The organism is Bacillus methanolicus, assembly GCF_028888695.1.
In the GTDB taxonomy this organism is placed as follows: Bacteria; Bacillota; Bacilli; order Bacillales; family Cytobacillaceae; genus Bacillus_Z; species Bacillus_Z methanolicus_B.
The window spans coordinates 1,363,713-1,389,556 of the sequence record NZ_PNFF01000001.1 but is presented as its reverse complement, the minus strand read 5'-3'; the positions used below and the strand labels follow the sequence as shown (position 1 = coordinate 1,389,556).

Below are 25,844 nucleotides of genomic sequence, written 5' to 3'. Positions count from 1 at the left end.
ATGCACTTAAAAATCCCTGCTGAGAATCCAGCAGGGACGAATAACATTCGCGGGTACCGCCAGACTGTTACTAAGATGATTATCGATTCAATGTTATGTCAGTATTTTTCCATTTTCCTACAAAAAACTATTCACTGCCAAAGTGTTATTGTACTTATCTGCCCGTTGACAAAAATAATCATCTCTTGAAAACAAGCTTTGCTTTACCCCTTTAAAGCTTTATATCAAATAAGTGACAATACTTATTCTAGTATTTTTTTCGCGTTTGTCAAATCTATTTTTGAGGAAGGTTTGAATTTTCTTAACTATTTTTTATCGAAATATTTTAAATAAATCTTTAGTAATTTACCAATTTACTAAACTAAAGTATTATTGTAGAATATTATTTAGAAAAAGAAAGAAGGAGAGTTTGTTATCCTTTAATCATTATTGTCATAATAATTAATCCTTTGTTTAACCTTAAAATTTCCGGCAGGAGCATTTGAATTTCTGTTAAACCATGTATGTATTTTTTTGAAACAAATTATTATGAACGACTAAAGAAAGGTGAAACTTGAAATGAGTAGCAAAAAGTGGGGATTATTGATTCTGACAACATTTGTCATAGGAAATATGGTAGGCGGCGGAATATTTATGCTTCCGGCTAATTTAGCACAAGTCTCAAGCCCGCTTGGTTCCACACTTGCATGGGGAGTTACCGGGTTAGGTGTGTTTATGATCGCTCTTGTATTCGGGAATTTAGCCATAAGAAGAAAAGATTTAAAGGCAGGACCTCAGAGTTATGCTCAAGCAATGTTTTCTTCTCCAAAAGCAGGAAAAATCGCCGGATATAGTATGGCTTGGGGATACTGGGCTGCCAATTGGGCAGCAACTGCTTCAGTGATTATCACATTTGCCGGATATTTATCAACCTTTTTTCCAATTATGCAGAGCGGGAAGACATTGTTTTCGATCGGTTCATTTCAATTAGAGTTAGGGAAAACGATCACGTTCCTTGTTTGCACGATCATGCTATGGGGAATTCAATGGATTCTCACGCAAAACTTTCATCATGCAGGAAAAATGAATCTTCTTGCGACGTTCACAAAAGTACTTGGATTTGCTTTATTTATTGTTTTGACAATTTTTATATTTGATGCAGCGAATCTCGGAAATGGAAAAGAATTTGTCGATTCAGCAGGAAATCAAGTTTTATTAGGCGATCAAATCAATGCAGCCGCGATTGCCACCCTTTGGGCATTTATTGGCATCGAATCGGCTGTCATGCTGTCAAACCGTGCAAAATCTCAAAGCGATGTCAGGAAAGCAACCATCATCGGGTTAATGATTTCCATAATTATTTATATTGGAATCACTTTATTAACGATGGGAGCATTAACGCAAGATCAGCTTAGAGAATCACAAAAACCATTAGTGGATGCCTTAGAGGCTGTCATTGGAAGCAACGGTGCAGCGATTATGGCATTGATTGCTCTTATTTCACTTTTCGGATCAACAGTTGGTTGGATCGTTGTGAGTTCAGAGGTTCCATACCAAGCAGCAAAGGTGCAATTATTTCCGGCATTTTTTGGAAAGACGAACAAAAAAGGAAGCCCTGTCAATTCCCTGACACTAACAAACATAATGACTCAGCTTTTCCTTTTTTCAACGGTATCAAAAACAATTGCAGAAGCCTATAATTTTGCGATCGTCGTTGCAACACTAGCCTATTTAATCCCATATCTTGTATCTGCCATCTATCAATTAAAGATCGTTATGACAGGAGAAACATACGACAAAATAAAGGGTTCAAGAAAGTTGGATGGTGTGATTACGATTCTGGCTTTGCTTTATTCTTTATGGGTTATTAAAACAGGAACCGGTGACATGAAAACCTTTTTATTAGGGATTGGTTTGTTTATTTTTGGTTTGCTGCTATATCCATTAATCATGAAAAACACACCGAAAGTAAGTGAAAATAGTAAAGCAGCCTAATACGCTTTAGAGGCTGACTCATAAAAGTCTGACCCTTTGCTTATGAGCCAGCTTCTCTGTTTTTTTAAAGAACAAAATCCGGTTATCATTAAATTCTATTAGGTTTTCAAAAATTTTTCTAAAAGAAAAATGGAATGAAAGCCAATGAGACGATCGCACCTAAGGCTACTCCAAAAGCAAACCCGGCGCCAACGCCCCAGCCCCAAGGCATTCCATAGCCCCCGTAGTTCCGTGGTCTGCCAAACGGACGAAGAAACACTCTGTTTGGAGAAACACGCTCAATAATTCCCCGATGAATACGGCCGTCACGCGTTCTAATTTGTACAGCTCTTCCAATGCCGCGATTACACATATGGTAATAACGTGAAATAGACATTTATACATACACCTCCAATATACAAGTGAATTTCCTAACATTAATAGGTTATGTCCAATCGTTGATGTATGAATAGTTGATTACACAAGGCGAATGTGGAAAATCTTCCTAACTTTGCAAATGAAACGACTGAGCATTCTTCGATGGGTTTCATCATCGGGTGTGTTACTATAGTAGGTAATGACGAATAAATGAGGTGTTGTAATGAAAATTGATGTTTGGTCTGATTTTGTATGTCCGTTTTGTTATATAGGGAAGCGCAGATTAGAACAGGCGCTGGCTCAATTTCCATATAAAGATCAAGTAGAGATTGAATATAAAAGCTTTGAGCTTGATCCGAATGCACCAAAGGATAGTGATAAAAATATTCACGAATTACTTGCATCGAAATATGGAATGAGTGTCGAACAAGCAAAACAATCGAATGAAGGTATCAAACAGCATGCAGCCAGTGTCGGATTGACTTACCACTTCGATACAATGAAGCCGACAAATACATTTGATGCCCACCGCTTGGCCAAATTTGCGAAAACCCATGGAAAAGAAGTCGAAATCACAGAAAAACTGCTTTATGCGTACTTCACAGAATCAAAGCATATAGGGGATCATGAAATACTGGCTGATATCGCAGAATCAGCCGGAATAAACCGAAAAGAGGCATTAAATGTCCTTCAAGATAAGACCGCTTATGCAAATGACGTACGAATTGACGAAGCAATCGCACAGCAATATGGCATTCGTGGGGTACCGTATTTTGTCATCAATCAAAAATATGCGATCTCAGGTGCCCAGCCAGCAGAAACGTTTGTGAATGCACTTAATAAAGTATGGCAAGAGGAATCCTCTGCCCCAAAATTCCAGGATCTTTCTGCAGAAGGAGCGGAAGATGCCAGCTGCGTTGATGGCAACTGTGCGATTCCGAATAGACAGGAGTAGAAACTGCGTATAGTTAGGGTGTAAAGTGACAAGCGTGGCAAAGGAAAACGTGATTAAATCATTTGATGAAGAGTGTCCTGAAAGAATAACTTTTGGGGCACTTTTTTGTTTTATTTGTATATAGAATGTTATAGCAGTCCGCTTCTAAATCTTTATGCGAAAGGAAGTCAGAATTTATAGGAAAAATGAATGAAATAAAATATTTATAAAAGATCAAATTATTTTATAATTTAAGAATAACGTTTTCTAAAAAAGTTTTACGTTAACCTTGAAACGAGGATTGAACATTTTGAACAAGCTTTACTTGTTCGGGAGAGTACCAGAAAACTAGAAGTAAAGGGGAATTTGAATGTCGAAACCAATTATTATTGATTGTGATCCAGGGATAGATGATGCTTTGGCAATTCTTCTTGCAGTCGCTTCTGAGGAGCTGGACGTTAAACTCATTACAACTTGTGCAGGGAATCAAACGATAGAGAAGATTACAAGTAACGCTTTAAAGTTAGTGAGTTTTATCGGCGAGGAACAAATTGAAGTCGCAAAAGGGGCGGACAAGCCTTTACTTAGAGATTTGGTCGTTGCTCCTGAAGCCCATGGCGACTCAGGATTAGGGGAAATAGAGTTGGGACAACCTTCCTGTTCAGTAAGCAATCGTTCGGCACTGGAAGCGATGAAGGATGTGATTTTAACTTCCGATCAAAAAGTGACCATTGTCGCAATTGGACCGCTCACCAATGTTGCTCTTTTAGTAAAGTCTTATCCAGAGGTCATTAACAAAATCGAACAACTGTCGATCATGGGAGGGGCTTGTTTTGGCGGAAATCGTACGCCTGTAGCAGAATTCAATATTTATGTAGACCCGGAAGCCGCTCAGATTGTTTTCAAATCGGGAATTCCGATTACAATGTTTGGGCTGGACGTCACACATCAAGTTCCGATGTTTAAAGAGGAAATTGAACGAATTCGCCATATCGGCAATCAAACAGGTGAAATCGTTGCGGGCATGTTGGATTTCTATTTTAGAGACGATCGCGTTGACGCCATTCATGACCCTTGTGCTGTTGCCTACCTTATCGATCCGACGTTATTTACGTTAGTACCTTGCAACGTTGAAATTGAAACAAAAGGTGAGTTTACGAGGGGGCAAACCGTCGTAGACAAACAAAACATAACAGGTAAGCAAAAAAATGCGAATGTCGCGTTTGAAGTGGACAGAGAAAGACTGGTTGAGATGATTTATAAGGCAATCAAAAAATTGAAATAAGGAATGTTAAAAAGCTCTTTTACCTATCCAAACAGTTGTTGATATGTTAAAAGAGTAACACAGAGAAGAGAGTTTCCTCATTCGGATCATGTGGAGTGCTGTTCACTGCTTGTTAGGAAAGATAAATAAATGAGTTCAGATCCTATCGAATCATCGGTAGGTTTTTTTTATGGAAAAGGACAGCTTGTTTCGTTTTGAATGGTTTTGCGAAGACCCAATAATATGGGCAATTGAAACAGTAACAATACCCAATGTTCGTTCATATTTTGTTGGGGAGAGTATTTGAAATAGTAATGGATCCACCTATTACACAGTTGTTTTTGTGATGATGCTCGTTCTGTTCCCCTTTTGATGTTGCTGGCGGCCCTTGTTAACTTATTTTAGGAGGTAATGAAAATGAATAGTTTCCAAAACGAACTACAAATGTTAAATGTTGGTGATTTTTATGCGAACGAGGCAGTTCCCTTTGACCAAAACCTGTACTATGTAGATCAGGATAGACAATTCGGTGGATTTGGTGGATTTGGTGGTTTTGGTCGTTGTTTTAGTTGCTTTAGTTGCTTTATTAGCTGCTTTAACTGCTTCCGTTGCTCTAATTGTTTCCGTTGCTCGAATTGCTTTAATTGCTCTCGTTGTTCTAATTGCGGCGGACGTTGTGGCGGCGGACGTTGCGGCGGTTAATAGTTCTAGTTTTCTAACGAAACCGTGATTGTCTAAGGGAAGAGACTGCCTCTGCATGAGTTGTTGCAGGGGCTCTTCTCTATAAGATTAGTCATAAGGGACAAATAGCAGTACATAGGATTAAAGTGGTGATGATGCTGATTTAAGAACAGCTACGGCTAAGGAGGAGCGAAATGACAAATTTGAACCCTTCTATGCGTCTGAAAGTGAAAAGGGATACGTTTTTTCTCCCTGATCCAAACAGCGGTGTGTATTTTCGGAACAACTTAAGTTCGTTCCGTATGGAAGGCAGTACGATCGATAAGTGGATAGAAAAGCTGATACCGATGTTCAATGGGGAGTACACGTTGGGGAATTTGACAGACGGATTGCCTGGCCCATACCGGGATAGGGTGTATGAAATTGCAGAAGTACTGTATCGAAATGGGTTTGTTCGAGATGTGAGCCAAGACCGTCCGCATCAATTGGCAAATCAGATTCTTAAAAAGTATGCTACTCAAATTGAATTTGTGGACAGTTTTGTTGATTCAGGGGCGTACCGTTTTCAAGCCTATCGCCAGTCCAAAGTGTTGGCAGTCGGCTCCGGTCCTTTTTTTGTTTCGTTGGTTTCTTCGTTGCTTGAATCCGGATTGCCCAAGTTTCAAGTGCTAATCACGGACACGGTAAAGACCAATAGACGGCGGTTGATGGAACTTGTGGCACATGCCCGTAAAACAGACCCTGAGGTGGCGGTAGAGGAAGTCACACTGAAAAAGGAGGGGGTAAATTCTTGGCGGGAGATTGTGGAACCGTTTGATTCGATTTTATTTGTGTCGCAGGAGGGCGCAGTAGAGGAACTGCGGCTTCTTCATAAGGTTTGCAGGGAAGAGAAGAAGGTGTTTCTCCCCGCTATATTCCTGCAGCAAGTGGGTTTAGCGGGTCCATTAGTGCATCCGGACTTTGATGGGTGCTGGGAGTCTGCGTGGCGCCGCATGCATCAATCTGTGCTATGCAAAGACGAGCAATTACCCGCCTTCTCTTCCACTGCAGGAGCAATGTTGGCCAATGTGATTGTGTTTGAATTGTTTAAAGAGGTTTCAGGAGTGACCGAACTGGAACCGAAGAATCAATTCTTTCTGCTTGATCTTGATACATTGGAAGGAAACTGGCATTCGTTCATGCCACATCCACTGGTGACCGGACGTACATCAGCTAAATGGGTTGAAGATTTCGAAATGCGGCTCGAACAGGGTTTTAGCAGAGGTGAGCCGGGTGAATTGCTCCTTTACTTCAACCAGTTGACATCAGAGGAATCAGGGATTTTCCATATTTGGGAGGAGGGAGATTTAAGGCAGCTGCCGTTAGCTCAGTGCCGCGTTCAAGCAGTCGACCCGTTGTCGGAGGGACCGGCTGAGCTGTTGCCGGACATTGTCTGTACAGGTCTGACGCATGAGGAGGCACGAAGGGAAGCGGGTCTGGCCGGGATTGAAGCGTATGTGTCACGAATGGCCGGTTTGCTCGTTAAGACTCTGCCTCCACATCAGGAAGTAGAGAGTAGCATGGTAGAACCGCAGGAATTTGTTGGGGTTGGATCTGGGGAAACGTTTGCAGAAAGTGTTTGCCGCGGGTTGCAAAGGTGTTTGGAAGAGGAGCTGAGAAAGCAACAGATCAATCAGAAGAATGTTGTTGTTCGGGTGCAGTTGGGTGCGGTAAAAGATGAACGTTGCCGGTTTTATTTGCAGGCACTGACCACGATGCAGGGAGCACCGATGATCGGCTTAGGAGAGGAAGTGTCCGGTTTCCCTGTGGTATGGGTCGGTACGAGTGACGGCTGGTATGGCAGTGCAGGTTTGAATATAACAATGGCGCTGCGGAAAGCGTTGCAACAGGCGCTTATGAAGGCACAAAACCAAGCTGCTAACTTCACGGCGCAAGCGTTGGAAGTTTCGTCCGTGCTTCTGGAAGAAAAGGTGCCGCAAAACCTTGTAATCCCTACGTGTGAAGAGACGACCCAATCCGAGGTTTTGCAGTCCGCTATGCAGGTCTTGGAAAGGAACGGCAAGCGGCTCTTGGTTTTCGAACTAGCGCTGGAACCATTTTTGAAAGAGAAACTGGCAGGGGTATTTGGAGTGTTGTTGCGAGAGGAGGAATCCCGGTGAGTGCTGTCGTGGCGGTTGTAGGTGAAGGGCTGTTGGCGGACCGCGTGTGCGGAGAACTGTCAAGCCAATACCAGGTAGTTCGTGAGATCGATTTCGAGGCAGGAATACAGGAAACGACTGATTTGGCACTGGTATTGCACGATGCCTGGAATCCCTCTGTTCATAAAAAAGCGGAAGAGGTGTTGCGACCAACCGGCATTCCTTGGCTGCGAGGCTTCGTTTCATTTGGCGAGGGCGTAGTCGGACCGCTCGTTCGTCCGGGTACACCGGGGTGCTCCCAGTGTGCGGACCTGCGACATCTCATGGCAGGACGCGATCGTAAAGAGTCGTGGGAGATACAACAGAGACTGGAAGCGCACGGAGGAATGCCGAGTGACGCGTGGGCATCGCGCACGGGACTTTTGCAGATGGCTCACTTGCTCGGGGCAGAGGTACAGAGGGTATTGCAAGGGGATCAGGTTCATTCGGAAGGACGGGTATGTTTAATCAACATGAAAACAATGAAGAGTTCATGGCATTCCTTTCTTCCCGACCCGTTGTGTTCGGTCTGTAGTGGATTACCCGACGATTCACCGGCTGCGGCCCGAATTTCGCTGAAACCAAGTCCAAAGATCAGCACCGACAGTTACCGCTGCCGTTCGATGGATGACTTAAGTAAAGTTCTAGTCAAAGACTATCTGGACCAACGGACTGGCTTTTTGAATGGAAAAATGTATGACCTCGTGCCGCCATTTGCCGATGTAAGTGTCAATCTGCCTTTGTTCACGGGAGACGAGGGAGCAGCAGGCCGGACTCATTCATACGCGGTTAGTGAGTTGACTGCTATTTTAGAGGGGTTGGAGCGGTACTGCGGTCTGGAGCCCCGTGGCAAACGGACAGTGGTGCATGATAGTTACCGCAATCTGGAAGATCAAGCGCTCAATCCTGTCAAGGTAGGCGTGCACGCAAAGGAACAGTATGCGAGGCCTGGTTTTCCATTTAAACCGTTTGATCCTGATCGCCCAATCAATTGGGTATGGGGCTATTCGTTTTTGCAAAAGCGTCCGATTTTGGTTCCGGAGTTGCTTGCCTATTACAGTTTGGGCTGTGGACAGCAGGGGTTTGTCTATGAAACTTCCAACGGATGCGCGTTAGGCGGAAGTTTGGAGGAGGCCATTTTCTACGGTATTTTGGAAGTGGCGGAGCGTGATTCGTTCCTGATGACTTGGTACGCGCAGCTGACCCTTCCGCGTCTTGACCCTTATTCGGCCAACGACCAAGAGCTTCAGCTGATGATCGACCGTGTGCGGGCGGTGGCGGGATATGATTTGTATTTCTTTAACTCAACGATGGAGCACGGAATTCCAAGCATTTGGGCGTTGGCGAAAAACAGGAAGCAAAAAGGATTGAATATTATTTGTGCGGCCGGAGCTCATTTGGAGCCGGTACGGGCGGTGAAAAGTGCGGTTCACGAGTTGGCTGCCATGATGCAGACGCTTGATGAGAAATTTGAGTCGAACCGGGAGGAGTATGTGCGAATGCTGCAAGATTCTTCCCTGGTACAGACGATGGATGACCATGGCATGCTGTACGGTTTGCCGGAAGCCGAAGAGCGCCTGCAGTTTTTGTTGGATGATCATCGTCCGCTGCGAACGTTTGACGAGGAATTCAAGTGGAAGTCAAATCATGCAGACTTGACCGATGATCTGCAGGACATTCTTCAGGTGTTTCGTCGATTGAACCTCGATGTGATTGTGGTGGACCAGACGACACCAGAACTCAGACGGAACGGACTGTATTGCGTGAAAGTGCTGATTCCGGGGATGCTGCCGATGACATTCGGACATCACCTTACCCGCATAACAGGGCTCGAGAGGGTGCTCCGGGTACCAATGGAACTCGGGTATGCAAAACAACCGCTGACACTGGAACAACTCAATCCACATCCGCATCCGTTTCCATAAGCGGCGACTAGGAGGCAGGAGGATGAATCTAGAGGAATTTCTGCACAATCTGCATTTTGACATTGAAAAGGCAAGCCCGCCGGACTGGGAAGTGGATTGGGAAGATGCACCGCTTGCGTATAAGCTTTACCGAGATTTGCCTGTGGTTCCATTGACTCCGGAAGTACCGCTGACACTTGAAGGACAGGATCCGCCCGCAAAGCCTGACCTTCGCAGAATCGGTCATTTTCTCTGGTATGTATTCGGCCTTACTCAATTTTGCCAGTCCGTCTTTTCCTTGGATTCCACCGAACAAGCGGCAAACCTAATGCAGTCGTATCGGCGGTTTGCTCCTTCCGGTGGAGCGCTGTATCCAAACGAATTGTACGTGTATCTGAAGATCGATGATTTGCCTTCTGGTGTGTACCATTATGATGTGGCACACCACCGTTTGGTATTGTTGCGAGAAGGCAATTTTGATTCATTTATAGCCCGGGCTCTTGGCAACCGTTGTGACATGTCCGCTTGTTTTGGCACTGTTTTTGTATCGACAATGTTTTGGAAAAATTTCTTTAAATACAATAACTTTGCCTATCGTCTGCAAGGATTGGATGCCGGTGTATTGATTGGACAGTTGCTTGAAGTGGCGAAACGGTTTGGATTCGCGTCAGGGGTGTACTTCCAATTTCTTGATCGGGCCATCAACCATCTGCTTGGGCTACCCGAACAGGAGGAGAGCGTATATTCGGTAATCCCTCTATCGGTGGAACCTACAAGCTGGTTTTCTAACGGGAGTGACAGAGACGAGATTGCCACTGCCGCCGAATTGTGCCGAGAGTTGCCAGCGGTTCAGCCTAATCACTACGTCCGGTCAAAGAGGGTCAAAGAGTATCCGTCGTTAACCAAGATGAATGAAGCGTCTATGCTGGAATCAACGCGATCGTTTCCGCAGATAAAGGCAAAGGAGAGTATGGATAGTGAGGGTGAAGCGGTAGCTCTTCCTCACGTGGAGCGGTTGTCATATGATCTGGCGTCGGTCTGCCGTAAGCGATATTCACCGGACATGGATTTTGTTTTGGGAAAGGTAAGTCAACGACAACTGGCCACTCTGCTGCAGGAGGCGACGGCTTCTTTCTCGTATCGAAATGACTTGGATGGAGCACATAAAAACGAGCCCCGTGTTTCAATATATGGCTGTTTGTATAATGTTGAAGGCATTCCGGATGGTGCTTATCATTATGATAGCACTGCTCATGCGCTGCGGCACGTACATCCCGGAGATCATCGACTCCGGCTGCAATACGGAATGTCAATGGATAATGTAAATTTGATTCAAGTACCGCTCTGCCTGCATGTGGCAGGAGACAAGGATTACTTCAAAACGGAACTTGGATACAGAGGATACCGGATCCAGCAAATGGAAGCGGGTATGCTTGTGCAACGATTACTGTTAGCGGCGTCAGCCATCGATATGGGTGGGCACCCACTCCTAGGATTTGATGCGAACTTGTGTGATGAAATTTACAAGATGGATCCACAAGGAAAAACGAGCCTAATCAAAATTCCGATCGGTCACTTTCGACCTCGCCCTTGGTTGAGGGGGGGGTTGCATAGTTAAGTACAATAAGTTTACAGTTTGCTATAACCTGTATTAAACAACCCCAGAATCATGTATTATAGAATGTACATCCTTAGTAATATAAAGCCTCAATTCCTTTTAAGGAGTTGAGGCTATTTTAATTTTAGGATGGAAATTCAATGAGTTTTTAAACGGTTAATCATGAACAGCTAGAATTACTGATGAAACTTGAAACAAATTCAGTCAGTTCGAACCAAGTCCGGATCACCATACGTTCAAATATCAGGGTTTGTAGGACTATAAGGGTTAGGGAAAAGATTGTTGTTGACTACAAACACGTTTTCTTCAAGAAGGCACACTATCTTTTAGTTGTATCAATAACTAAAGTGGTGTGCTTTTATGTTGTTGATATTTGCGATTAAGGATTGTAGATATTTTAAGGGTGTAATATTGGTTGCAAAATCTATGTAAATTTTTTTGACTGGACTTTAAATTTAGCGATAATTTATTTGCCCATTATATTCTTAATATGCCAAAAACCTTTGCAGAACCCAGGGGTTCCTCCTGCTTTCTGCTCGGATTTCCTGATGCCCATATCCCCTTTCCGCACAAGGCTTTGGCTCTTGGTGTATTTATAAAATTAAGTTGACATTGCTCATCATGAAGCATCTTAGCGGCACGATTAAAACGTTCTCAATATTAATCGGTTGAGACGCTTTTAATACCTCAAATGTGTAGACCAGAGATGTAATAAAATAACATGTTTAAAAAATATTAGATTACTTGGTATAATAAGGTTATAGTGCATTTATCCTAATAGTTTTTGGGGACAAGGTTGGGTGGTAAATATGGGATTCCTACGTGACTTGTGGCAAACTGCTAAAGAAATTGCTTATATTACAAAGCAAACCGCAGACGAAATTAAAGAAATAGCGACAGATGGATTCAAAGAGATAGTTATAAAGGGCAATAGTAATTATAAAACATCCTATGAAAAAAGAGATGAGGTAAACCAAATTGTAACATGTGCGGAATCAAGCTATAGAAATGTAGTTAATGATGTTATGTCCGTTTATTATAGGGTAATGTCATTAGTCGAAGATCATTATAGGTATAAAAGCTCAGTTCTTGAGAGAATTTTAAAGGAGTATGTTCCATCAGTAGCTCGATTCACCGCATTTATGGAACAAAAGAAACTTGATTTGCAAAACTACGTTTTTTCTTCAGGATTTTCAAATAGCTTAGATCTTAAATTAATGAATAATTTTACTAGTGCATTAGGATTTGAATTCTTAGGTGACTTTTTAAGGCAAAGAAAACGTGTTGCTGAAGCTGATGAGATGTTGGAGGAAGCAAAAAAGTATAGAGCTGAATTGCATTTGGAAATGGAAAAGCTTCGATACATAAAAGCCAATTTAACATTAATAGAAAAACACATAAAAGAAGAAAGGACTCTAATAGAACGTCTTACAAATCCAATAGAAATAGTAATCATTAGGATTAAAAACTTAGAAGGTCGGAATGTTTTTGATCAAAAAGAAATTAAGGAAGCAGAAAATGTTGTTGAGATCTTTAAACTTTTTGAAAAAATACTTACAACTCGTTTTGTTAATAATGATGGGCAGATTACCAATGAATACAACCAAATCTATCGTCAATTAGTCGATTATGAAGAGAAAATCAATGAAAGGAATGTATAAAGATGGGAACACCAGTAAACTTATTAGGAACTATTGAGATTTCAAAATTAATAACCCATACAATCGATGCGGCAACAGATTATTTAAAAAGTAAGGAAATTGAAAAAACAGAGAGACAAAGAATTGTTGCATGTTTAAATGCAATTTCCGCCAAGATACATACAGAACGAAAAAAGTTCGAAAATTTTATGGAAAAAAGTTTTGCAGAGCGTGAGCGACTCTATAAGACTTTCGACAAACTGATTCAAAGAGGTTTGGAGAATAATGATATTGAGATGTTAAAACTTGCCTCTAATTGTATGCTTAATATTTACAATAAAAGTCCTCTCGATGGATTTAAAGATATCTCTAATGATACTCAGTTAAGCTTTCTCAATCAATCGGTCCGTAACTTCTTGGATTAAAGGGGTGACTCCGGCTGAATGAGAAGGAAGAAACAAGTCGGATAAAGAAAATTTAATAAACCAAAAAATAGTAAAAGTAGATTTTTCTTAATAACAACCATATGGAATCACATTAGAAGGGACTGCTTATTAAAGACATTGATACATGGAGACGTTTATATACATTGTTCTGTAAGCAACTTAAAAGCAACCTGCTCTTTAAATCTTCTAGTAAGATCAAAAATCTTCCTTATGCTGCAAAATATACACAAATTTTAATAGAAGGAGGCTAAATATAAATGTCATTAAAAGAAATATTGTTAGAAGAAGATTTTCATAGTATTCAAAAAGAAGGAATAGGATATATTGCTATTACAGATGGGAGCAAGTGTCGTATACATCATGTCCAATGTTCAAATGTTGATTATTATTATTTCCGTACAAAAGTTATTGAGAATAATAGAAAAAATGGAAGCTATTACTGGGCACCTAGTCTAAATAATTTAAGAGCTAGATGGAAAGACAGTGACGATTGCCTTCATTGTAAACATTTATAATAAATATGGAGGAAAGAGAGTATGGGAAACAATAATACTATTGCGAAACTAGCAAATATATTTGTTGAACACGGAATTTACTCTAAAAATAGATTTGCATCAAGTAATTGTCCGTTAAGAGTTTTTCAAAAAATATATCCTGAAGATGTCTACTCAAAACAAATTGAAGAATTCCTAAGATATCAACCTGAACATCATTCTGGGAATGGGGCAGATTTACCTTGGTGGGGTAACCGTTATTTTACAGACGATAAAGGAATTAGAATAATGATCGTTGGTCAAGATTCAAGAACTCCTAATGGGGGAAGTGTTACGTTCTATATGCCTTTATTAAAAGATAAGCGGAGAGTAAATGAACTAAGAGGAATTATCAATTCTTATTCACATTGGGATCCGTTTGTTTCATTTGAATTGATTAAAGAATTTTTTGAAAAATGTAATTTAAATTATGATTTTGGTTATGTGACAGATGCCCAAAAAGTTGAAAATAATTGGGAAGAATTATTTGAACGTGAAATTGAAATTGTAAACCCCGATGTTATTTTATGTTTAGGAAATAGAGGCTTAACATATCTTCTAAAGACAAAAAATCCAAAGATAACAAAAATTGTAGACAAAGAAGATACAAGTTTGGAAGTACATCAAAAAGCTTTAGTTTCAATGCCAAAAAAGCCAATAATTGTTGCATCATTATTTCCGTCGAAAATAAATACACATAACACAGATGAAAGAGAAAGGAATGTAATTAGTACACTTGACAAAGTAATTCGAAAATTAGAAGGAATGGTTTAATTGAATATTCTTCCCTGCAAGTGATGAGTGGTGACCAAGTTGGTTCACAAAATATTTGGGTTCATTATAATACATGTGCCGACAATTCCGTTCCCACCAATCGAATTGTTAAAATTGTTTGTTAAAATAAACGAGAATATGACAATGAAAAAGGAGCATATTGCTGTGAATAAAACAGTACGTGTGGTTGGTGCGGTCATTTATAATGAGCAAAATGAAATTTTGTGTGCGCTGCACTCTCCGGAAATGTCACTTCCGAATCTTTGGGAATTTCCAGGAGGAAAAATCGAAGAGGGTGAAATTCCAGAAGAGTCGTTAGTGAGAGAAATTCAAGAAGAATTAGAGTGTATGATTGAAGTGTATGAAAAAATTGAAGAAGTACATCATGAATATCCGAACGTGATTGTTAATTTACTTACATACAAAGCAAAAATCATTGAAGGTGAGCCGAAAGCGAAAGAGCATGCGCAATTAAGATGGGTTCCGATTCAAGAATTACATACTCTTGAATGGACACCCGCTGATATTCCAACCGTAGAGGCTTTAAGAGGGATTTGTCCTTAATTAGGCAATTGCTCAGTAATATGGTATTCGTAAGATACCGTATTTTGTCAAAAATTGTGATCTCTAGTACTCAGGCAACTGAAACAATAAAGTAAGGCAAGGGGGATCTTCTAACCCAATTTTTTTAGGATCTTTCAGCAGACGGTGCTAAAGATGCTAGCTGTGTTGATGGCAAATGTAAGATTCCAAATAGACAGGAGTGTTTAACAATCTTTAAGAATATTTGTCTTTAGAAGGAAACAGCCATAGGTTCCTATATTGGTATGTCAACACTAGACTAGACAATTTTTTTAAGGTGTTCTATTTTGTATTCAATTGGGCTTAAATACCCCAGTGATCCGTGAATTCTTATATGATTAAACCAATGAACATAATCCGTCTAATTCCAACTTTAACTGTTCTAAACTTTCAAAATATTTACCTTTTACAAATTCTGTCTTGATAATTTTAAATGTGGCTTCGGCTACTGCGTTATCATATGGGCAACCTTTCATGCTTAACGACCGTTTAATCTCGAATGTATCTAAAGCTTCATCGATTGTCTTGTTTTTAAACTCGTTTCCTCGGTCTGTGTGAAATAGTTGAATTTGTCTTAAATCAGCTTTAATCGTTGATAAGGCTTGGTAGACTAGTCCAGCATCTTTATTAGGACCGGCACTATGTCCAACAATTTCTCTATTGTAAAGATCAACAAATAGACATATGTAATGCCAATTTTTTTGGACCCTTACGTATGTTAAATCACTGACTACAACCGTTAATTCCTTTTGTTGATCAAATTCCCTATTCAACACATTTTCAACTTTAGATTCATTACATTTATCCACATGTGGCTTAAACTGGCAACTGTATATTTTGATATTAGCCCATTTTCTTTCATGATTCGGCCAATACGTCTTCTGGATGCAATTTTACCGAGTTTTTTCAACTCATGTTTTATCTTACGAGTGCCATAGTTCTGGCGGCTTTTATGAAAAATATCGATTATGGTAACAGTAAGTTCATCATCTGATTTAGATTGCTCTTTTGCTTCATAATAATAGGTACTTCTTGGGAGTTGTAGGACGTCGCACATTGCTGATATCGAGTATTTGTGACGATTATTTTTAATCACATTTACTTTCGTCCTAATATCAGCGCAGCTTGCTTTAAAATATCATTCTCCATCAGTAAACGCTGATTTTCTTTACGAAGCTTGATCAGTTCTTCTTTTTCAGGTGTTCGGTTGTCCTTCTCTTTAAATGAACCAGATGTTTGGCTCTGTTTCACCCATTTGTCTAATGCCGAAGGCGTTAAATTGTATTCACTTATAATGTCTTTTCTAGGCTTACCACTTTCATATAGTTTGACCATTTGAGCTTTAAATTCGGGAGTAAATGTTCTTCTAGCTCTCGTCATATCGGCGTACCTCCATTAACTGAATGAGATGAAGTAGACTTCCAGATTTAGAGGGTAAACACCGCAACTTGACAAGGAGCCTCTACGGGCATGCTTTCCCAGCCAGGAAACCAGATGATGAAAACATCTGGCTTGCCAAACAGGCTAGCATACCCGCCTCTCCTAGTAAAGTTGCTGGTATGGGATCTCTTATGCTTGATTAGCAGTATACCCAGATTGGATGGTTAGTCTACCTGACCTTAATTTTTTTGTCCAGTTAAGTGTAGCCGATTCATATTTTATGTATACTGACTTAAGGAGTTTTCAATATTAAAAGAGGTTATTGGGTAAATAACTACAAAAGAAATATGAAGAAAAAGGAGGACACTATATTCTCCCTATTCGGGATGATGGTTTTGGAAGATGGCGAGTTGGTTGGGAATCAGCAAAAAATCCATTGGAAAAAGATGAATTTTTTTTGAGCCAGAATGAGATAGGTTTAAACCATATCGTTTATATTCAGAAGGAAATGTAACTGAAACCGAAGTTGGCTCACTTATTTTGGATAAAAGTACCGCTTCTACAGAACGAAAGAATTAAAGCGAATTTTTGGGAGAAAAGTTTTTGATACAACAAAACCGATTGATGTTACGGAATATTTGATCGATCTTGTGATGTTTAATAAGGACGAAGGAATTGTATTGGATTTCTTTGCGGGTAGTGGAACAACAGGTTAAGTTTTATGCAATAAACAGAAAACGAAATAAACACTTAAATTTTTTCCTTAGCATAAACAACAAATGAAAGTAAAGAATTGCTAAGCCCTCCTCCGAAGAGGGGTTTCTGAGACAGTGAGGTGTTTCAAAATGAAGGAGTATGTCGTAAAGTCATCTATTTAAAACTAAAGGCTGTCGTTGAAGGCTACGACTTTGAAGGGGAAGTCGCAGATGTTCTGGATGAAGTAAAGCTTACCTTTTATATATAACACGAATGCCTAGAGAACGTATTTAATTTGTTTACATAATTATACTTTCTAATCAAGGAGAAATGAGGTGAAAGATTGGAAGATTTAAAGGATATTGAGATTTATGAGTTATATGAATATGGAGGAGAATATTATTATCTTGAGATCTTTTATTTTTATGATATGATTAAAGTTTTTTGTAAGAAGAGGGTTCAGTTTATGATTGAAACATTTGAGAGTTTTGAAGAATCCGTTGGTGTAGGTGTTGACTACTTTAATAAGGAAAAAGCTATAAGGAGAGCAATTAAAGATTTAAAAGTCAATTTATGTTAGGAATGCTTTTTTATACTATTTATTATTTAACGGGTAAGAGGTTATTGTTTAAATCCAAGTTAGTATATACTTACAGATAATTCCAAATCTTCAATTGAAGTTATAGATAATAATGAGATTGGATTCATAAATATTGTTACAAATCAGATATTAGCTTTATTTTAAAGAGGTTATTTTCTGTTTAATTCTTTTTTATAATGTCTAGTTATTTCTAGTTATTATAATTTTGTTGTTACAAGGATGCCAAATTCAGGCCTTATTTAAATGTAAAAGGTACTCAAAAATGAGTACCCAACTAACTATTCTCCACTTACAATTTCATTCCATTTTTCTTTATGTTCAAATTTTAATGTTGAATCAACTTCAATATTATTAACATAGAAGTCAATAAACTCATATGTGTCATCAAGAAGTCTTAAGTAATACTTAATAGAAGAACTAACCCCATTTACTATGACTTGACAACCGTGTAAAGTTCTAATTTTTTCAATTTCTTTTTCAATCTCTTCAATTTCACTTGATTCGCATCCAACTGTAGATAAAATGTAGTATCTTTGAATTGGATGGATTTTAAACTTTTCAAAGGCATCTCTGATTAGTTGCGCAGTAATTTTAATTCCATGTTTAATTTCTACTCCCTCAAACACTCTCTGGTTCGAATCAACAATTTCGATATCACCAATCCTTCCTGATTGAGCATCAGCGGAAGTATGGTCTTCTAGAGGTAATAAAGTCTTATCTTCGAATCGCTTTACCTCTTTCATCATGCATTGATAAGCGGCATAAATTGCAAGTGTCGGAAGCCGAGACGCCCCTCTAGAGGTATACTTACTATTAAAATGCTTTTCTAAATATTCAATTATTGTAGCAATAGGCAAGGAAGTAGGTTTTGCTAATTCAATTCTTTTTTTGTCTCTTTCGATAATAAGCCTTTTGAATAAGTATTTTAGATATATTTCAGGGTTTTTCCCTTTTGTTTCAATGAAATCTAAAATTCTCAGAAATGCCTCTTTTAAAGAAGCGGGTGTAATTCGTCCTAAATAATCTAATGTGTAGGGAGAATTTTGTTCTAAAGAACGAGTTAACCAACCACTTTCAGCCATGGCAGGAAAGCTAACTGACTTCATAAAGGGAGTTATAAAGCGTGTATCGATTCCTCTTCCTGAATAGCCATTTGGTAGATTTTCCTGGTGATATCTTACGTCTTGATTAGGCTGAACAATTTTATGTGTAAGACTCGTAACTAGTACAGTAAGAACTCCTTTTGAAGCTTCGGCACGCTCGATTATTTTATTTAAATATTCAATTTCTTCTTGAGAAAGTTGTTGTTCAAATAAAGTATTTTCTTCAGCGGCTAACATTAAAGCTTCTTTATAAGTTGACTGCAAAACGTCTGTATGAGTCAAGGTCACCTTGAAGTTCCTCCTTTACTTGTACCTTACCCCTTCTTGTTGTTTGGGTATTTTCAATAAAAAATTGATTAAGTATCTCTTTTCCTAATTCATAAACCATTGGCACACAAACGGAATTACCTATTTGTTTATATAATTCTCCAAGAGGACTAACCTTCTTAAATGTTTCAGGAAATCCCATTATTCTAAAGCATTCATCTATCGTTAATTTTCTTACCCTACCGTCTACTAGAATGTAAAAACGCCCTGAGGTTTCTTGCGAAGGTAAAGTAGGATGTACGCCTTCAACAGAATATATTCTATTTGGTTGCTTATGAACTCTTGATAAATGTTCGGTATTAGGTCTTACTCCATTTTTTCTAATTTTTTTATTCCTATAACCAGCAAAAATCAATCCAGATTTCTGTATTGTAGGATTGTCAATTAATGTATATTCACTTGGATCTAAATATTCGAAATCTCCATCTTTATCTAAAAAGTCCTTCAGATAAACCCTTTTTTTCTTTTGAAGTTTACTAAAGTCAAATGTTTTTTCTTTTGTTGCAATAATAATTATTCTCTCTCTATTTTGAGGAACACCAAAATCGCTGGCATTAAGTACTTTCCAGCTAACAAGGTACTCTAATTCTTCTAATTTATTAATAATAACTTTAAATGTATTTCCCTTGTCGTGATGAATAAGATGTTTAACATTTTCAAGTAAAACAACCTTAGGCTGTTTTTCTTTTATTATTCTAAGTATGTCAAAAAATAAAGTGCCTCTTGTATCTTCAAATCCTAATTGTTTACCTGAAATACTAAAAGGCTGGCACGGGAACCCTGCACTTAATACGTCAAAATCTTCTATATCATTTGCATTAATCTTCGTGATATCACCATATGGTCTTTCTCCAAAGTTTGCAAAATAGGTTTCTTTACAATGATCATTAATTTCAGAAGAGAACACACATTCCATTCCCGCTTGTTCAAGTCCTAAACGGAACCCACCTATCCCGGCAAAAAGGTCAATAAATTTAACATTATTTGTCACTTTAAATCACCTCAGTTGCACTATTAATCTATAAACATAATTATATACTAAAAAACGAAAAAATGTTCTGTTTTTGACACAAAACGACAAGTTCCTTAAATACAATATATGTCTCTTCACCATATTCTGTGATGTCCACACAATTCCTGAAATAAGTTAGCTAGATTGGTACTCAATCTAGTAGCCCCTTCATCAGCTTAGTGACCACTTAGTTGGTAGAAAGGAAGCTGTCAAGTGCTTTCCTTGACGGCTTCCTTTCTACCAACTACACTGTGGAAAGCTGATGAAGGATAAGGTCAGGCAGCCTGATTTTTATAAGTTTTACCTGTACATTCTAAAAATACACGGAGTCTAAATCTGTCTAAATTCCTAAAACCAAATGCACGTCTTTTGATATTCTTGATTTTATTGTTTGTGCCTTCAATCCGGCCATTTGTAAAGGGTGTAAGAAAGTATTGCAAAATTTGTGCTTTCCAATTTTCTAAGGTCTTGGCTACTTGATGGAATGACGGAAATGGGCTGCTCCATGCAAGTTGGATCCCTTCTTCCAAGAGTGACTCAGCTGTATCAAAGTCCGGTGCTTGGTAAACTTCTCTAAATAGCTCTTTTAGAAAATAGGCATATGACAACTCTAGGTGCTCTTCGAGCATTTCGTCTAATTGTTGTTTTTCATTAGCCGTTAGCTTTTCAGAACCTTTCAAGAGCTTAAACCGTTCTTTTTTCAGGCCAGGAATATTCTTCCTTACTTGATCAAGTGCTTGGGTAACTTTTTGCACTACATGATACTTATCAATGACGATACAGGCCTCTGGAAATACGGATTTAACAGCTTTATGAAAGGGATCCCACATATCCATGACAACGGTTTGAACACACTTATTAGCCAGGATCTCCTTGGAGAGTAAGGTTAGAGTAGAATCATAACTACGTTGATGTTCCATACCAAGAACACTGCCGGATTGGGCATCCATTAGAACGGTTTCATATCGGTGACCCTTTCGAACAGCGACTTCATCAAGGCTAAGGACTAGCTCATTGTTTTCTAAAGCACTATCAAGATGTTCTAAATGCTCCATTTCTTTTTCTTTAGCGATGGAATAAAAAATTCTTTCTACTGTCGTATAAGGAACTTTTTCCTTTCGACTTACTTCTTGAATAGTGGATCCATTGCACATTTGATACAGATATTCTCTGTATCGATTGGTCTGATGTTTTTTAGGGCTAATCGATTCAAATGTTTGGGAAAATACCTCATTACAGTTGTGACAACGGTATCTGTTCACTCTGACAAATAAGAAAAGGGGTTTGCCTAATATAGATAGATCACGAACTTTTCTTGTCCGCCAGTCGTGGACATTACTGGTAAAAAAGCCGCAAAAAGTACAACGTTCTTCCATCGTATTTTTCTCAACATGTAACAGATTGCAATCTTCAAGAAATACTTGTTTAACAACTTCAAATTCTGGCAAATCTAGTGATACAGAAAACACTTACAGAACCTCCTGTTATGTTAAGTAGGCGCTAACATTATTGCCAGGAATCTGTGAGTGTTTTCATTTTTATTGGTTAAATCACAAAATGTGGTGATGAATCCAATATATTACAATATATTATAAAACTAATAGGGGCTGTCCAAAAAGTCAGGGTAACTGACTTTTTGGAGCCCCTCTCATTTTTTTCATTTCTTAAAAAAGTACACAAAAAAATCGTCCTTTCTAGTAAAATGAAGTTACCCCACAACATTCCAGAAAGGACGATTTTAATGAGTAATCAAATGCTTACTAAAGAAAATTATAACACGCAGTTGACTCTTCTTCCAGAGACAGAGGAAAAAAAGACCTCTAAAAGACAATTAGCCCCTACTTTTAAACCCTATAACAACCGTCAAATTCAAGTTATCTTTGATATTGAATCCCTCATACCAGAACATCATGTCGCACGTGTGGTGGATGAAATGGAAAAAGCTATACTAGATGAGCTATTGTTTTCTCATTATAAGTGTTAAGGGTAGTGTCCAAAGTCCCTTTCATCCCAAAATGATGCTTAAAATCATTCTATTTGGTTATTCCCAAAAGGATTATTCCTGCAAAGGAATCGAAAAGTTGAGAAAAGAAAATATTCCAGTCCATGTGGTTGGCAGCTATGCAAAAACCAGATTTCCGTACGCTCAATGAGTTTCGTGGGGAACGGATGAAAGCCTTTAAAGATGAGTTATTCGAAGCCATGATTCTGAATTTGATTGAAGAAAAGTACATCACGATGGAAAGCTACTTTTTGGATGGCACAAAGCGAAATTTGAAGCAACATTAAAAGAAAAAATTCAAGAAACGCTACAGCACATTCATGAATTAATAGAAATAGAAGCTGGAACGGTAGAAAAGGAAACCGAACAAAATACAGAGATCACTGAACAACATCTAGAGGCAGTCGCTAAATAGAAGAAAAAGTAGAAACACTAACAGAGGAACTCAAAAAGGAAACAGATACAAAGATTCGTAAGGAGAAGCGACAAGAACGCAGTAAAAGTAAAAAACCTTTAAAGCTGATTCAGGAAAATTTCTTGCCGCGACTAGCTAAATACAAGGAACAGAACAAAATCTTTGGCGACCGTAACAGCTATTCCAAAATGGACAAAGACGCAACCTTTAAGCGCATGAAGGAAGATCATATGAAAAACGGTCAGATCAAGCCAGGTTATAACGTGCAAATGGGGACGGAGAACCAGTTTAGCTTGTTTTATACCATTTACCAACGACCTACAGACACGCGTTGTTTTGTACCAAATATGGAGAAACTGGCCTCTGCTTCTTTACCGATGCCCAAAACCGTCATCTCGGATGCAGGATATGGCAGTGAAGAAAACTATGTATATGCGGTTGGTGATGAGAAAGAGCCTCGATTTGATTTTCTGATTCCTTTATGGATCCTATGTACAAGAACAGACACGCAAATACAAAAAGGACATCAAAAACGTGAAAAACTGGACCTATCATGAGCAAGAGGATTGTTTTATTTGCCCGAATGGAAGGAAAGTTACGTTTAAGAAATACCAAAACAAAAAGAATCCGTCTGGTTATGAGCAAAGCTTCAAAATATACGAATGTGAAAATTGTTCAGATTGCCCATTGAAAGCGCAGTGGACGAAAGCAAAGGGAAATCGTCAAGTTCACTGGAATACCGTCTTCGAAGAAATGAAAGCGAAGGCAAAAACAGCCCTTGAATGTGAAGAGAAAGCCGCAATCTACCCTCGGCGCAAAGTCGATGTAGAAAGTATGTTCGGTCACATCAAGGGCAATCGGTCGTTCCGCAGATTTTCTCTGCGGGGTCTCGATAAGGTATATGTCGAGTTTGGGATTGTGGCATTGGCCCACAACATACTGAAAGTAGCAGGCATCCGCCAGCTACTTTCAGAGAAAAATCGAAAAAATACAAAAGCAAGTGGAGAAAAACGGCTCGTTTTCTCCACTTGCTTTATTTTAGGGACTTATCAGACAGCCTCTTTTTTTCACGATTTTTAGATTGTCAGTTGTTTTATTTATTAAAGTAGATAATAGAAAAATAAAAAGGAATATTGTCATTTGTTGAAGAATATTGTTATTATTTAGGATTTTATATTGAGGTGACAATAATGAATATTAAAAGAGCAAAAAAACGGTAAAAGAATTATCTTGTTATATTGAATTAACAGAAAATTATAAATAGATTCTTTTGAGCAAAAGGTGATTAAAGAATATGAAATTTTGGTTAGTATTGAAAAGCTTGCTAATAAATTAAATAAACAGGGATATGACGTTAAGAATAAAGATATTTCAATGTTATTAAATTAGTAAGCCAAGAAATGAATTACATCAAATTGGAGGAAATTTTATATCTAAGAAAAAAATCATTTTTAGTTAATAAATTAAGGTGTTTATGGCAATCTAATAATGTAGTGTTTTACAATTAAGAGTATACATTGTTTAGTGCATATTCGCAGGTTTACATGGAGTAGCGGGTATGATAGGCTTGATTGCCTAAGCAAAGCCTTATTGCTCGTTCCTTAGCAAAAAATTATACCCGAAGAAAGCTCTATATCAAGCGTACTTGAAATAATTGTTTATACATTCAAACGACTATCGTTAATTGCCAGTTAATACATTTTTTAATTGCCAAAAACAAATAAACATTGTCATTTTAATATTACAATAAACTACTTTAAAAGTAAGCGTCAAATAATCCCCACCTATAAGTAGATGGGGATTTAGTTATGATTTAAGTATTCTTTTTAAACACTCGACAAACTAATGGGATCGTTGATGACCAAGGCATTAATTGATCCAAGGCCTCTTTATCTTGGGTATCCATGTTTGGTAGTTTCTCAAAAAGATAGGTGAGATAGGTAAATGGATTTAAGTCATTCTCTTTAGCTGTCTCAATAATACTGTAAATCGTTGCACTGGCTTGAGCGCCCCGTGTGGTGTTGGCAAACAACCAATTTTTGCGGCCAATTACAAATGGTTTGATTGAACGTTCGCTACGGTTATTATCGATTTCTAACCGACCATCTTTTAAAAAGCCCACTAATTTATCCCATTGGTTCAGGCAATATTGGATTGCCTGGCCAAGGGCGCTTTTTGGGAGGACTTTTGACCTTTGCGTTTTTAGCCATGCTGAAAAAGCATCCAGCACTGGCTGGCTGCGTTCCAAACGACTTTTATGGCGTTCTTCAGGAGTTGAATCCTTTAAGTCACGCTCAATCGCAAAAAGTTGGTTACAGAAATTGAGCCCTTCCTTGGCAGCTACCGAAGCGGATTGTTTTGAAGCCGGTAAAACCTTTAAGGCCTCATCAAACTTACGCCTTGCATGCGCCCAGCAACCTACCAGGGTCACATGAGGCACCCCTTGATAACCAGAGTAGCCATCCACATGAAGGTAGCCCTTGAAACCATTCAGAAATTTGCGAGGATGTTCCTTTCCCCGTGTCTGTTGGTAATCATAAAGAGTAATCGGCGGACCTTCTCTTCCAGTGCGATAAAGCCACATATAAGAAGTGGATGTTGCCTTTCGACCTGGTTCATGGAGCACCTGCAAAGTGGTTTCATCCGCATGGAGAATCTCCTGTTTAAGTAAATGATCCTTCATCCGATCATAAATTAAACGTAACCACTGATCTGCGCCATAGATCATCCAGTTCGCCATCGTCTGCCGGGATAATGTAAACCCAAATCGCTCAAACTGCTTTTCCTGGCGATAAAGAGGCAGCCCTTCCACATATTTTTGACTCATCACATACGCCATACTTGAAGGAGAAGCTAAACTGCCCGGATAGACAGGTGCCGGCATAGACGCTGTGACAATCGGTGTATGGATCTCCTCACGTTCACAACGGCGACAGGCGTAGACATAACGGACATGCTTAACCACTTTTACTTCAGCTGGAATGACTTTGATTTCTTGACGCACTTCCGTGCTCATTTCATGTAAAGATCCACCGCAGCACGAACAGACCTGATCTTCTGCGGAAAGGCGGTATTCAACCGTTTCCGTAGGCAGGTCTTCTAGCATCGTTTCACGTTGACCACGTTTTTTACGACGACGGTAGGTAATGGTTTCAGAAGCAGGCTCCTCTAAATTGGAGGCTGCTTCTACCTCTGCTTCATTAAAGAGCGAAAGCTCTAGTTGATCGGAATGTGTTTTTTCACTTGAAGAGCCGAATCGTCTTTTTTGGCTGAGGCGAAACTGTTCCTCATACCATTTTAGTTTTACAGTCAGTTCAGCGACTTGCTTTTCAAGGGATTCACATCGTTTTTGAAGATTTTCAGTTGGTTGGGTGGGTGTTTTCGTTGTCTTTTTCATACTTTATCTATTCGACAAATTATGATC

General features: G+C 39.0%; 24 protein-coding genes and 2 pseudogenes. 20 read left to right on the top strand and 6 right to left on the bottom strand.

What is annotated here, in order from left to right; genetic code table 11:
• The first annotated feature begins 558 nt into the window (after positions 1–558).
• A complete protein-coding gene (locus tag C0966_RS06880) occupies positions 559–1,974 on the top strand; it encodes an amino acid permease (RefSeq protein ID WP_274854505.1) in 1,416 nt (471 codons plus the stop codon).
• A gap of 118 nt (positions 1,975–2,092) precedes the next feature.
• Here C0966_RS06880 and C0966_RS06875 read toward each other — a convergent pair whose 3' ends face one another.
• A complete protein-coding gene (locus C0966_RS06875; protein ID WP_274854504.1) occupies positions 2,093–2,350 on the bottom strand; it encodes a hypothetical protein in 258 nt (85 codons plus the stop codon).
• A 204-nt stretch (positions 2,351–2,554) separates the two neighbouring features.
• Here C0966_RS06875 and C0966_RS06870 point away from each other — a divergent pair, with 204 nt between their 5' ends.
• The 12 genes and pseudogenes from C0966_RS06870 (at position 2,555) to mutT (ending at position 14,866) form a co-directional block, all read left to right on the top strand.
• On the top strand, positions 2,555–3,286 hold the full coding sequence (locus C0966_RS06870; protein ID WP_274854503.1) for a DsbA family oxidoreductase: 732 nt from the start codon (positions 2,555–2,557) through the stop codon (positions 3,284–3,286).
• A gap of 349 nt (positions 3,287–3,635) precedes the next feature.
• On the top strand, positions 3,636–4,550 hold the full coding sequence (locus C0966_RS06865) for a nucleoside hydrolase (RefSeq protein WP_274854502.1): 915 nt from the start codon (positions 3,636–3,638) through the stop codon (positions 4,548–4,550).
• Positions 4,551–4,940: 390 nt separating this feature from the next.
• Positions 4,941–5,129 (top strand): annotated as a pseudogene (locus tag C0966_RS18560) (heterocycloanthracin/sonorensin family bacteriocin); the annotation flags it as partial.
• Positions 5,068–5,259, top strand: a complete 192-nt coding sequence (locus C0966_RS18555) for a hypothetical protein (protein ID WP_342456724.1) — start codon at positions 5,068–5,070, stop codon at positions 5,257–5,259. The pseudogene C0966_RS18560 and the gene C0966_RS18555, both read left to right, overlap by 62 nt.
• Positions 5,260–5,404: 145 nt before the next feature.
• On the top strand, positions 5,405–7,369 hold the full coding sequence (locus tag C0966_RS06855; protein WP_274854500.1) for a putative thiazole-containing bacteriocin maturation protein: 1,965 nt from the start codon (positions 5,405–5,407) through the stop codon (positions 7,367–7,369).
• Entirely contained in the window at positions 7,366–9,312 is a 1,947-nt protein-coding gene (locus tag C0966_RS06850) for a TOMM precursor leader peptide-binding protein (protein ID WP_274854498.1), read from the top strand. The genes C0966_RS06855 and C0966_RS06850 overlap by 4 nt, the downstream gene beginning before the upstream one ends.
• A 22-nt stretch (positions 9,313–9,334) precedes the next feature.
• Entirely contained in the window at positions 9,335–10,909 is a 1,575-nt protein-coding gene (locus tag C0966_RS06845) for a SagB family peptide dehydrogenase (protein WP_274854496.1), read from the top strand.
• An 809-nt stretch (positions 10,910–11,718) separates the two neighbouring features.
• Positions 11,719–12,570, top strand: a complete 852-nt coding sequence (locus C0966_RS06840; RefSeq protein WP_274854495.1) for a hypothetical protein — start codon at positions 11,719–11,721, stop codon at positions 12,568–12,570.
• A gap of 2 nt (positions 12,571–12,572) precedes the next feature.
• On the top strand, positions 12,573–12,974 hold the full coding sequence (locus C0966_RS06835; protein WP_274854493.1) for a hypothetical protein: 402 nt from the start codon (positions 12,573–12,575) through the stop codon (positions 12,972–12,974).
• 278 nt (positions 12,975–13,252) lie between these two features.
• Entirely contained in the window at positions 13,253–13,510 is a 258-nt protein-coding gene (locus C0966_RS06830) for a hypothetical protein (RefSeq protein WP_274854492.1), read from the top strand.
• Between the two features lie 21 nt (positions 13,511–13,531).
• A complete protein-coding gene (locus C0966_RS06825; RefSeq protein WP_274854490.1) occupies positions 13,532–14,302 on the top strand; it encodes a hypothetical protein in 771 nt (256 codons plus the stop codon).
• A 165-nt stretch (positions 14,303–14,467) separates the two neighbouring features.
• Positions 14,468–14,866 (top strand): 8-oxo-dGTP diphosphatase MutT, encoded by a 399-nt coding sequence (mutT, locus tag C0966_RS06820; protein WP_274854489.1) that lies wholly within the window; start codon positions 14,468–14,470, stop codon positions 14,864–14,866.
• A 277-nt stretch (positions 14,867–15,143) separates the two neighbouring features.
• Here mutT and C0966_RS06815 read toward each other — a convergent pair.
• Positions 15,144–16,264: pseudogene (locus tag C0966_RS06815) on the bottom strand (IS3 family transposase).
• 584 nt (positions 16,265–16,848) lie between these two features.
• On the opposite strand from C0966_RS06815, the gene C0966_RS18650 reads away from it, so the two are divergent.
• From C0966_RS18650 to C0966_RS06805, 3 genes are all read left to right on the top strand, one after another.
• Entirely contained in the window at positions 16,849–16,980 is a 132-nt protein-coding gene (locus C0966_RS18650; protein WP_425535936.1) for a DNA methyltransferase, read from the top strand.
• A gap of 119 nt (positions 16,981–17,099) precedes the next feature.
• On the top strand, positions 17,100–17,228 hold the full coding sequence (locus tag C0966_RS06810; protein ID WP_274854488.1) for a hypothetical protein: 129 nt from the start codon (positions 17,100–17,102) through the stop codon (positions 17,226–17,228).
• Between the two features lie 75 nt (positions 17,229–17,303).
• A complete protein-coding gene (locus C0966_RS06805; protein ID WP_274854487.1) occupies positions 17,304–17,540 on the top strand; it encodes a hypothetical protein in 237 nt (78 codons plus the stop codon).
• 299 nt (positions 17,541–17,839) lie between these two features.
• Here the strand turns inward: C0966_RS06805 and C0966_RS06800 are convergent, their stop codons facing one another.
• The 3 genes from C0966_RS06800 to C0966_RS06790 form a co-directional block, all read right to left on the bottom strand.
• Positions 17,840–18,952 carry a hypothetical protein gene (locus C0966_RS06800; RefSeq protein WP_274854486.1) on the bottom strand — a complete coding sequence of 371 codons (1,113 nt, stop codon included), beginning with the start codon at positions 18,950–18,952 and terminating at the stop codon, positions 17,840–17,842.
• Positions 18,912–19,982 carry a DNA cytosine methyltransferase gene (locus C0966_RS06795; protein ID WP_274854485.1) on the bottom strand — a complete coding sequence of 357 codons (1,071 nt, stop codon included), beginning with the start codon at positions 19,980–19,982 and terminating at the stop codon, positions 18,912–18,914. The genes C0966_RS06800 and C0966_RS06795 overlap by 41 nt, the downstream gene beginning before the upstream one ends.
• 296 nt (positions 19,983–20,278) lie before the next feature.
• Entirely contained in the window at positions 20,279–21,472 is a 1,194-nt protein-coding gene (locus C0966_RS06790; RefSeq protein WP_274854484.1) for an ISL3 family transposase, read from the bottom strand.
• A gap of 272 nt (positions 21,473–21,744) precedes the next feature.
• Here C0966_RS06790 and C0966_RS06785 point away from each other — a divergent pair, with 272 nt between their 5' ends.
• The 4 genes from C0966_RS06785 (at position 21,745) to C0966_RS06770 (ending at position 23,500) form a co-directional block, all read left to right on the top strand.
• Positions 21,745–21,987, top strand: coding sequence for a hypothetical protein (locus C0966_RS06785; RefSeq protein WP_274854482.1), 243 nt, complete (start codon positions 21,745–21,747; stop codon positions 21,985–21,987).
• Between the two features lie 137 nt (positions 21,988–22,124).
• Positions 22,125–22,292: a hypothetical protein gene (locus C0966_RS06780; RefSeq protein ID WP_274854480.1), complete on the top strand. Its 168-nt coding sequence runs from the start codon at positions 22,125–22,127 to the stop codon at positions 22,290–22,292.
• Positions 22,293–22,542: 250 nt separating this feature from the next.
• Positions 22,543–22,977 carry a hypothetical protein gene (locus C0966_RS06775; RefSeq protein ID WP_274854479.1) on the top strand — a complete coding sequence of 145 codons (435 nt, stop codon included), beginning with the start codon at positions 22,543–22,545 and terminating at the stop codon, positions 22,975–22,977.
• Complete coding sequence (locus C0966_RS06770; protein WP_274854478.1) at positions 22,955–23,500, top strand: transposase; 546 nt, start codon at positions 22,955–22,957, stop codon at positions 23,498–23,500. Before C0966_RS06775 ends, C0966_RS06770 begins: the two co-directional genes overlap by 23 nt.
• A gap of 733 nt (positions 23,501–24,233) precedes the next feature.
• On the opposite strand, the gene tnpC is transcribed toward C0966_RS06770, so the two are convergent.
• Complete coding sequence (gene tnpC, locus C0966_RS06765) at positions 24,234–25,817, bottom strand: IS66 family transposase (protein ID WP_274854477.1); 1,584 nt, start codon at positions 25,815–25,817, stop codon at positions 24,234–24,236.
• Positions 25,818–25,844: the final 27 nt, after the last annotated feature.

Excerpts from the sequence above, each read along its gene's own strand:
- C0966_RS06875 (WP_274854504.1), bottom strand. The coding sequence starts at position 2,350 with ATGTCTATTTCACGTTATTACCATATGTGTAATCGCGGCATTGGAAGA.
- C0966_RS06780 (WP_274854480.1), top strand. The coding sequence starts at position 22,125 with ATGCAAAAACCAGATTTCCGTACGCTCAATGAGTTTCGTGGGGAACGG.
- C0966_RS06845 (WP_274854496.1), top strand. The coding sequence starts at position 9,335 with ATGAATCTAGAGGAATTTCTGCACAATCTGCATTTTGACATTGAAAAG.
- tnpC (WP_274854477.1), bottom strand. The coding sequence starts at position 25,817 with ATGAAAAAGACAACGAAAACACCCACCCAACCAACTGAAAATCTTCAA.
- C0966_RS06835 (WP_274854493.1), top strand. The coding sequence starts at position 12,573 with ATGGGAACACCAGTAAACTTATTAGGAACTATTGAGATTTCAAAATTA.
- C0966_RS06840 (WP_274854495.1), top strand. The coding sequence starts at position 11,719 with ATGGGATTCCTACGTGACTTGTGGCAAACTGCTAAAGAAATTGCTTAT.
- C0966_RS06830 (WP_274854492.1), top strand. The coding sequence starts at position 13,253 with ATGTCATTAAAAGAAATATTGTTAGAAGAAGATTTTCATAGTATTCAA.
- C0966_RS06870 (WP_274854503.1), top strand. The coding sequence starts at position 2,555 with ATGAAAATTGATGTTTGGTCTGATTTTGTATGTCCGTTTTGTTATATA.
- C0966_RS06825 (WP_274854490.1), top strand. The coding sequence starts at position 13,532 with ATGGGAAACAATAATACTATTGCGAAACTAGCAAATATATTTGTTGAA.
- C0966_RS06855 (WP_274854500.1), top strand. The coding sequence starts at position 5,405 with ATGACAAATTTGAACCCTTCTATGCGTCTGAAAGTGAAAAGGGATACG.
- C0966_RS06865 (WP_274854502.1), top strand. The coding sequence starts at position 3,636 with ATGTCGAAACCAATTATTATTGATTGTGATCCAGGGATAGATGATGCT.
- C0966_RS06880 (WP_274854505.1), top strand. The coding sequence starts at position 559 with ATGAGTAGCAAAAAGTGGGGATTATTGATTCTGACAACATTTGTCATA.
- C0966_RS06785 (WP_274854482.1), top strand. The coding sequence starts at position 21,745 with ATGAGTAATCAAATGCTTACTAAAGAAAATTATAACACGCAGTTGACT.